Source organism: Phenylobacterium sp., from assembly GCF_036963605.1.
Classification (GTDB): Bacteria; Pseudomonadota; Alphaproteobacteria; order Caulobacterales; family Caulobacteraceae; genus Phenylobacterium.
Map to the genome: position 1 here is coordinate 22,208 of NZ_JBALUY010000042.1, position 7,881 is coordinate 30,088.

Sequence of the window (7,881 nt, forward strand, 5' to 3'; positions counted from 1 at the left end):
TCAGGCGACCTGGCTGCGAGTCTCGGCGGCGCCCTGCCGGTCCATGACCGTGCAGATGGTCTCATAGAGCTTGGCGATCTCAATGGGCTTGGCGACGTGGTCGTCCATGCCGGCGGCCAGATAGTCGGCGACCTGGTGGGCCAGGGCGTTGGCCGTCAGCGCCACGATCGGAATGCGGGCCTGTCCCGAGCCGGCCTCGAGACGGCGAATTTCGCGGGCCGCGCCGATGCCGTCCAGGACGGGCATCTGGATATCCATCAGGATCAGGTCGTAGTGGCCCTGGGCCCAGGCGGCCACGGCGGCGGCCCCATCGGCGACGATCTCGACCTCCACCCCCAGAGACGCCATGACCGCGGCCAGGACCTGTTGATTGGTGAGATTGTCCTCGGCCGCCAGCAGGCGCAGAGGCCGGCCGGCCTCCTCGGCCTCAGGCTGGGCGACCTTCGCAGGCTCGGGCGCCTCCGACGGCGGGGCGGCCGGATCCGGCGCCTCGGACGGCATTATCGGCGCCAGGGCCGGGGCCTGACCCCGCGCCAGGGGCAGGCGGACGCGGAAGACCGAGCCTTCGCCCTCGCGGCTTTCGGCGGTGATCTGGCCGCCCATCATCTGGGCCAGCTCGCGGCAGATCGCCAGGCCAAGACCCGTGCCGCCGAACCGTCGGGTGGCGGTGCTGTCGGCCTGGGTGAACTTCTCGAACAGCTGCGGCAGCTTGCCCGCCGGCACGCCCACCCCGGTGTCGCTGACCTCCAGCAACAGGCCCCCTTGCGGATCCACGGCAAAGCGGGCGGCCACGGCGCCGGTCAGGGTGAACTTGACGGCGTTGGACAACAGATTTCCCAGGATCTGGCGGATGCGGTTGGCATCGCCGCGCCAGACGCCGTCGGCGGTCGGGTCGATCTCGACGGCGAAGTCCAGCCCCCGGGCCTGAGCCATGACGCCGTAGCTAGCCCGGGCGGTGGCCGCCAGCGTCTCCAGATCGAAGTCTTCCTCGACGAGGGTCAGCTTGCCGGCTTCGATCTTGGAGATGTCGAGCACATCATTGATGACGGTCAGCAGCAGGCCGCCCGACTGGCGGATGACGTCGAGCCGCCCCCGCTGCTTGATCGGCAGCCGGTCCATGGCCATGACGTCAGCCATTGCCAATACGCCATTGAGGGGGGTGCGGATCTCGTGGCTCATATTGGCCAGGAACTGCGACTTCAGAACGCTGGCCGCATTGGCCGAGTCACGGGCCTCCACCAGCTCGTCCAGGGTATGTTTCAGGTCGCGCTCCCGGGCGTCTAGCTGCGCCAGGAGGTGATTGAAGCTCAGGGCCAGGCTGCCGAACAGGTCGTCGCGGGCCTCCAGGGCGACCGGCGCGAAGCGGCCGCTGGCCGCCACCTGGCGCATGGCCTCGGAGAGATTCTTCACGGGCGCGATGACCTGGTGGGCGAGGCCCCGTGACAGGAAGAGCGCAACGCCCACCCCGCCAAAGAACAGGGCTCCGGTCAGGGCGGCGAACTGCGGCAGCATGCCGAGCAGGGCCGGAGGCCTGGCCTCCACCCGGAGCTCGCCAATGGTGTGCCCCTGCCAACTCAGGTGATGGGCGACGCTGATGCCCCCGGCCGGAATCTCGCCCCTGGCGACGAACTCAGCCAGGACAAGGCCCTTGGCGTCGGTGAGCCTGACCTGCTCGACCAGCGGCACGCGGCTGAGCGATTCCACGGCCATGGCGGCCCGCGGGATATCGCCGCGCGCCACGGCCGGCGCGGCGAGGTCGGCGGTCACCTCGGCGAGGGATGAGAGATGGCTTCGCGACTGCTCCCGCGCCACCGCCCATTGCTGAAGCATGAAGGTCGCGCAGGCCGCCAGCAGGACCACCACCGTCGTGACAAGCGCCACCCCGGCCACCTTCGCATGGAAGGTCGCTTCATGACGGGCGCCGGCGGAATCGGAGGGGCGGTCCATGGGGCGGAAGGCGGGATCCTGGGGAGGCTAAAGGCCTCTCATAGGCCAATAGTCCTAACCATTCGCTTCCCAATTCGCGTGGGAGGCGAACGCAACCTCTGCGTGAACTTGTCACAGTTGCAAGGTCGGACGGACGTTAACTTTTGGTTTACCTTGGTTAGCATTCCGTTAACTCCCAGGAGGGACTCCCCATGGAAAAGGCGTTTGTAGCCCAGCGCGTCGCCAACAAGCTCTTCGCCACCGAAGAGTCGGTCGATGCGGCTCTGATCGAAGCCACCGAGCTGATGACCGAGATGCTGAAGGCCCGTAAGGACGTGGGCGTCTCCACCGTGTTCGGCGACGACGCCGCCGCCAAGCTGGTGGAGGCCATCAAGGCGCTCGGCGAAGCCCGCACCGCCATGGTCGGCGTGCACGGCGAACTGAACGAAGCCAAGCTGCGCCTCGGCGTCCGCACCAAGCTCACCGGCCCCGACAAGCCGCAGGAGCCGGTCCGCGCCGCCCCGATGATGCGCGACGTCGGCTGATTGCATTAGTTTAACTGTGTTGCGCCTCTAATCACGGTTAGAGGCGCAACATGTCGACCGGACTGCCATTCCTGCTGGCCTGGGCCCTGCTCTGGGTCCTGCTCATCACCGTCTGCCTTTTCGCGTTCCTGCGGGGCGGACCGGCCGAGCGGATGGGCGCCATCTTCCTGTTCGTCATCCCCCTGCTCAGCGCCGTCGGCGACGTTGTCCTGCCCGGGCGGGCGCTCCTGGTGGGGCGCCTGGTCTGCGACGGGGCGCTGGCCCTGGTCTTCCTGCTGCTCGCCGTCCGCTACGCCAGTCTCTGGCTGGGGGGCGTCATGTTGTTCCAGGCCATCCAGTTCTCGCTGCAGGCCTGGTATTTCGTCACCGGGCGGGCGCACGACGTCCTCTATGTGATCATCAACAATATCGACTTCTTCGGCATCCTGGCCTGCCTCACCGCCGGGACCCTGGCCGCCAGCCGCCGTCGGCGCGAGGCCCAGGCACGGGTGAATTCGCCCCTGGGCGAGACGATCTGACAGCGTTTTCAGCAAAAAAAACCGCTTGTCCCGACGCGCAAATGGGCGTTTGTGCGCGGCGGGCCACGCCCTCCCAACGGGGCGCTGCTCATCTGCAAGGATGGGAGACATCGCAGTGACTGACCATACCAAGCCCGCCATGCGGCCGGCTCGCGCCGAATTTTCGTCCGGCCCTTGCGCCAAGCGCCCCGGATGGACCCCCGAAAATCTCCAGAACGCCGTCCTCGGACGCTCGCATCGCTCCAAGCTGGGCAAGGCGCGGCTGAAGGACGCCATCGACCGCACCCGCCAGGTGCTGCAGGTTCCGGACGACTACCTGATCGGCATCGTGCCCGGCTCCGACACCGGCGCCGTCGAGATGGCCATGTGGTCCATGCTGGGCGCGCGGCCCGTGCAGCTGCTGGCCTTCGAGAGCTTCGGCAAGGACTGGGTCACCGACGTGACCAAGCAGCTGAAGATCGAGGCCGAGGTTCTATCGGCGCCCTATGGCGAGCTGCCCGACCTGACCAAGGTGCGCAAGGACGCCGACCTGGTCTTCACCTGGAACGGCACCACCTCGGGCGTCCGCGTGCCGAACGGCGACTTCATCGCCGACGACCGCGAGGGCGTCACCATCTGCGACGCCACCAGCGCCGCCTTTGCGCAGGACCTGCCCTGGGCCAAGCTCGATGTGGTCACCTTCTCCTGGCAGAAGGCGCTGGGCGGCGAGGCCGCGCACGGGATCCTGATTCTGTCGCCCCGCGCTGTCGCCCGCCTGGAAGGCTACACGCCAGCCTGGCCCATGCCCAAGCTGTTCCGCATGACCAAGGGCGGCAAGGTGAACCTCGAGATCTTCGAGGGCGCCACCATCAACACCCCGTCCATGCTGTGCGTGGAAGACGCCATCGACGCCCTGAAGTGGGCCGAGCGCATCGGCGGATTACCTGAGATGCGCCGTCGCGCCGACGCCAATCTCGACGTCCTGGCCCGCTGGGTCGAAAAGACGCCGTGGGTCGAGTTCCTGGCCGCCGATCCGACCACGCGCTCCAACACCTCGGTCTGCCTCAAGGTGGTCGATCCGAAGGTCACGGCCCTGGACGAGGCCGCCCAGGCCGACTTCGCCAAGAAGCTGGCCTCGGCCCTTGAGAAGGAAGCCGTGGCCCTGGACATCGGCGGCTATCGCGACGCCCCTGCCGGCCTGCGCATTTGGTGCGGCGCCACGGTGGAGACCTCCGACCTGGAGGCGCTCACCCCCTGGCTGGACTGGGCCTTCGAGACCCTGTCGGAAAACCTCCAGGCCGCCTGAACACCCTTAAGGCCCTCCCCCCGTGCGGGGGAGGGTTGGGAGGGGGGTGAAACGCCGCCCCTCAATCAATCCCCCAATTTCGCCAACACCCCCACCCCAACCCCTCCCCGCAAGGGGGAGGGGCTCTGATGAAGAGAACCGCCCATGCCCCGCGTCCTCATCGCCGACAAGCTGAGCCCCGCCGCCATCGAAATCTTCAAGCAACGCGGCGTCGACGCCGATGTGAAGACCGGCCTGTCGAAAGACGAACTTCTCCAGATCATCGCCGACTATGACGGCCTGGCCGTCCGCTCGGCCACCAAGGCCGACAAGGACGTCATCGCCGCGGCCAAGAACATGAAGGTCATCGGTCGGGCCGGGATCGGCGTCGACAATGTCGACATTCCCGCCGCCACCGCCGCCGGCGTCGTGGTGATGAACACGCCCTTTGGCAACTCGATCACCACGGCCGAGCACGCCATCGCCATGATGTTCGCCCTGGCCCGCCAGCTGCCCGCCGCCGACGCCTCCACCCAGGCCGGCAAGTGGGAGAAGAACCGCTTCATGGGCGTCGAGGTCTACGCCAAGACCCTCGGCCTGATCGGGGCCGGCAATATCGGCTCCATCGTCGCCGACCGGGCGCTGGGCCTGAAGATGAAGGTGGTGGCCTATGACCCCTTCCTGTCGCCTGAACGCGCCGTGGAGCTGGGCGTGGAGAAGGTGGAGCTGGACGAGCTGCTGGCCCGGGCCGACTTCATCACCCTGCACACCCCGCTCACCGACAAGACCCGCAACATCCTGTCGGCCGAGAACCTGGCCAAGACCAAGAAGGGCGTGAAGATCATCAACTGCGCCCGCGGCGGCCTGGTGGACGAAACGGCCCTGCGCAAGCTGCTGGACGAAGGTCACGTCGGCGGCGCGGCCTTCGACGTCTTCGTCGAGGAGCCGGCCAAGGAGAATGTCCTCTTCGGGGCCGAGAACTTCATCGCCACCCCGCACCTGGGCGCCTCCACCAACGAGGCGCAGGAGAATGTCGCCCTGCAGGTGGCCGAGCAGATGAGCGACTACCTGCTCACCGGCGCCGTCACCAATGCGTTGAACTCGCCCTCGGTCACCGCCGAAGAGGCGCCGCGCCTGGCGCCCTTCATCGCGCTGGCCGGCAAGCTCGGCGTCTTCGCCGGCCAGATGGTCGACTTCGGGGTGAAGTCCATCGACATCGCCTATGAGGGCGAGGTCTCCAAGCTGAACGCCAAGCCGCTGACCGCTGCGGCCCTGGCCGGCGTGCTGCGTCCCATGCTGGGGGACGCGGTCAACATGGTCTCGGCCCCGGCCGTGGCCAAGGAGCGCGGCATCACGCTGTCGGAGTCGCACCAGGAAGACTCGCCGATCTACGAGACCCTGATCCGCATCACCGTCACCACCGAGAAGGGCAAGCGCTCCTTCGCCGGCTCGGTGCTGGCCGGCACGCCGCGGGTGGTGGAGGTCAAGGGCATGGACCTGGATGCGCCCTTCGGGCCGACCATGCTCTATGTGAACAACGAAGATAAGCCGGGCTTCATCGGCGCGCTCGGCGTGATGCTGGCCGAGGCGGGCGTCAACATCGCCACCTTCAATCTGGGCCGGGTCTCGGCCGGCGACGACGCCATCGCCCTGGTCGGCGTCGATCAGATCCCCAGCGACGAACTGATGGCCAATATCCAGGCCCTGCCCCACGTGAAGGAAGCGCGCACCCTGCGGTTCTAAACACCTTGCCAGGCGGCGGCGTCAAAGCGACGCTGCCGCCATGGCCGGCCCTCCTGACGAAAAACATTCCCGCACCGTGCCCGGCGGGCGCGGCTACTGGTGGACGCAGCGCCTCTGGGCCCTGGCCGCCGAGCTGCCCATCGAGCAGGTCCCGCTGACCGAGATCTCCGAGTTCGACCTCGATTGCTGGTTCCAGGGCCGCCATACCCCCAGCATCCGCGAGGTGGCGGGTCATGCGCGGCGCATCTTCAAAGCCGACCTCGCCTATCCGGTGATCCTGAATTCGCAGGGCCAGCTGATGGATGGCGGCCACCGTCTGGCTAAGGCCTGGCTCGAGGGCCACAGCCATATCGCCGCGGTGCGCTTCGTCGAGACGCCCGAGCCGGACTGGATCAAACCCGAGGCCGACGCCCCGTAGGACGCCGCCCTCTCAGGTCGAGGGCAACGGGTACATCTCGCAGCCCGACGGCCCGCCGCAGTCGGTCTGGTTCACTGAATCGATTCCCGATCGCCGGCGGCTCTGAGCGTTCCACTCGCTGCGAGGCTTGCACACCTTCTGCATGGACGCCCTCGACCCGGTCACCTCGACCCGGCGGCAGATCACCGGATCGGGATCCGGTTCCGGCTCCGTCTGGCCCTGCACATCGACGCCGGCGACATCGGTCGGCGGCTCGGCGACCGCCGCGGCGTCCTGGGCCATGGCGGGTGTGGCGATCATGGCCCCCAGCAGCAGGGGGAGCAGGATGCGGCGCATGGGGGTCAGCCTCTCTCAGATCCTCGCCGGCAGAGTTCACCCTGGACTCCAGACGGGCAAGAAATTTCTTCTCCCCCGCTGCGCCGGGGGGCGACGAGCCTGTTTCCTGGGCCAGCCTGTGCTAATCCGCCGTCCACGGACGATCAGCCCCACGGACGACCCTTTTGGCCAAGACCACGCTCGACAAGGACCTGGGAAAGGTCACGCGCCTGCAGAGCGCCACCCAGGACATCTCCCGCCAGATCGCCCTGCCTGGGCTCTCGGTGCTGTTCCTGGTGGGCGTCACCGTCTTCGCCACCCTGGTGGTCGCGGACGGACCGCTGGCGATCTACGCCATCGTCGGCGCGGTGGTGGCTGGCTACCTCGCCCTGAACATCGGCGCCAATGACGTGGCCAACAATATGGGCCCGGCGGTAGGCGGCAAGGCCCTGCCCATGGCCTGGGCGCTGGTCATCGCTGGGGTCTGCGAGGCGGCCGGCGCCATCCTGGCCGGCGGCGATGTGGTCTCCACCGTCTCCAAGGGGATCATCACCCCGCCGGCGGACCTCGCCACCATCGACTTCATCCTGGTGATGACAGCCGCTCTGTTCGCCGCGGCGGTATGGATCAACCTGGCCACGGTGATCGGCGCGCCGGTCTCCACCACCCACTCCATCGTCGGCGCGGTGCTGGGCTCCGGCGTCGCCGCGGCCGGCTTCGGGGTGGTGGCCTGGCCGACACTCGGCGCCATCGCCGCCAGCTGGGTGATCTCGCCGGTGCTGGGCGGGCTCGTGGCCGCGGGCCTGCTGGCCCTGATCAAGTTCGCCATCCTGTACCGCCAGGACCGGATCGCCGCGGCCCGCACCTGGGTGCCGGTGCTGATCGGCCTGATGAGCGGGGTCTTCACCCTCTACATGCTGAGCAAGGGGCTCAGCCGTATCTGGGCGCCCTCTGACCGCACGGCGCTGACCCTGGGCGCCGTGATGGCCCTGGCCGGCTGGCTGGCCGCCCGGCCATGGATCGCCCGCCGCTCAGCCCTGATGGAGAACCGCCGCAAGGCGGTCAGCCGCCTGTTCGTTCTGCCGCTGATCTGCGCGGCGGGCCTGCTGTCCTTCGCCCACGGGGCCAATGATGTGGCCAACGCCGTCGGCC

Annotated in this window: 8 protein-coding genes; 6 read left to right on the top strand and 2 right to left on the bottom strand. The window is 68.2% G+C overall.

The features are described from left to right. Positions 1–1,947: an ATP-binding protein gene (locus V7702_RS09730; protein WP_335649916.1), complete on the bottom strand. Its 1,947-nt coding sequence runs from the start codon at positions 1,945–1,947 to the stop codon at positions 1–3. Between the two features lie 191 nt (positions 1,948–2,138). On the opposite strand from V7702_RS09730, the gene V7702_RS09735 reads away from it, so the two are divergent. From V7702_RS09735 to V7702_RS09755, 5 genes are all read left to right on the top strand, one after another. Beyond that, complete coding sequence (locus V7702_RS09735) at positions 2,139–2,471, top strand: hypothetical protein (protein ID WP_335649917.1); 333 nt, start codon at positions 2,139–2,141, stop codon at positions 2,469–2,471. Between the two features lie 50 nt (positions 2,472–2,521). Next, positions 2,522–2,989 (top strand): hypothetical protein, encoded by a 468-nt coding sequence (locus V7702_RS09740; protein WP_335649918.1) that lies wholly within the window; start codon positions 2,522–2,524, stop codon positions 2,987–2,989. A gap of 100 nt (positions 2,990–3,089) precedes the next feature. Next, entirely contained in the window at positions 3,090–4,274 is a 1,185-nt protein-coding gene (locus V7702_RS09745; RefSeq protein WP_335649919.1) for a phosphoserine transaminase, read from the top strand. A gap of 144 nt (positions 4,275–4,418) precedes the next feature. Beyond that, complete coding sequence (gene serA / locus V7702_RS09750) at positions 4,419–5,996, top strand: phosphoglycerate dehydrogenase (RefSeq protein WP_335649920.1); 1,578 nt, start codon at positions 4,419–4,421, stop codon at positions 5,994–5,996. Between the two features lie 40 nt (positions 5,997–6,036). Beyond that, positions 6,037–6,414 carry a hypothetical protein gene (locus tag V7702_RS09755; RefSeq protein WP_335649921.1) on the top strand — a complete coding sequence of 126 codons (378 nt, stop codon included), beginning with the start codon at positions 6,037–6,039 and terminating at the stop codon, positions 6,412–6,414. Between the two features lie 12 nt (positions 6,415–6,426). Here the strand turns inward: V7702_RS09755 and V7702_RS09760 are convergent, their stop codons facing one another. Then, complete coding sequence (locus V7702_RS09760) at positions 6,427–6,750, bottom strand: hypothetical protein (protein ID WP_335649922.1); 324 nt, start codon at positions 6,748–6,750, stop codon at positions 6,427–6,429. Positions 6,751–6,914: 164 nt separating this feature from the next. Here V7702_RS09760 and V7702_RS09765 point away from each other — a divergent pair. After that, on the top strand, positions 6,915–7,881 hold a 967-nt coding region (locus tag V7702_RS09765), incomplete at its 3' end, for an inorganic phosphate transporter (protein WP_335649923.1).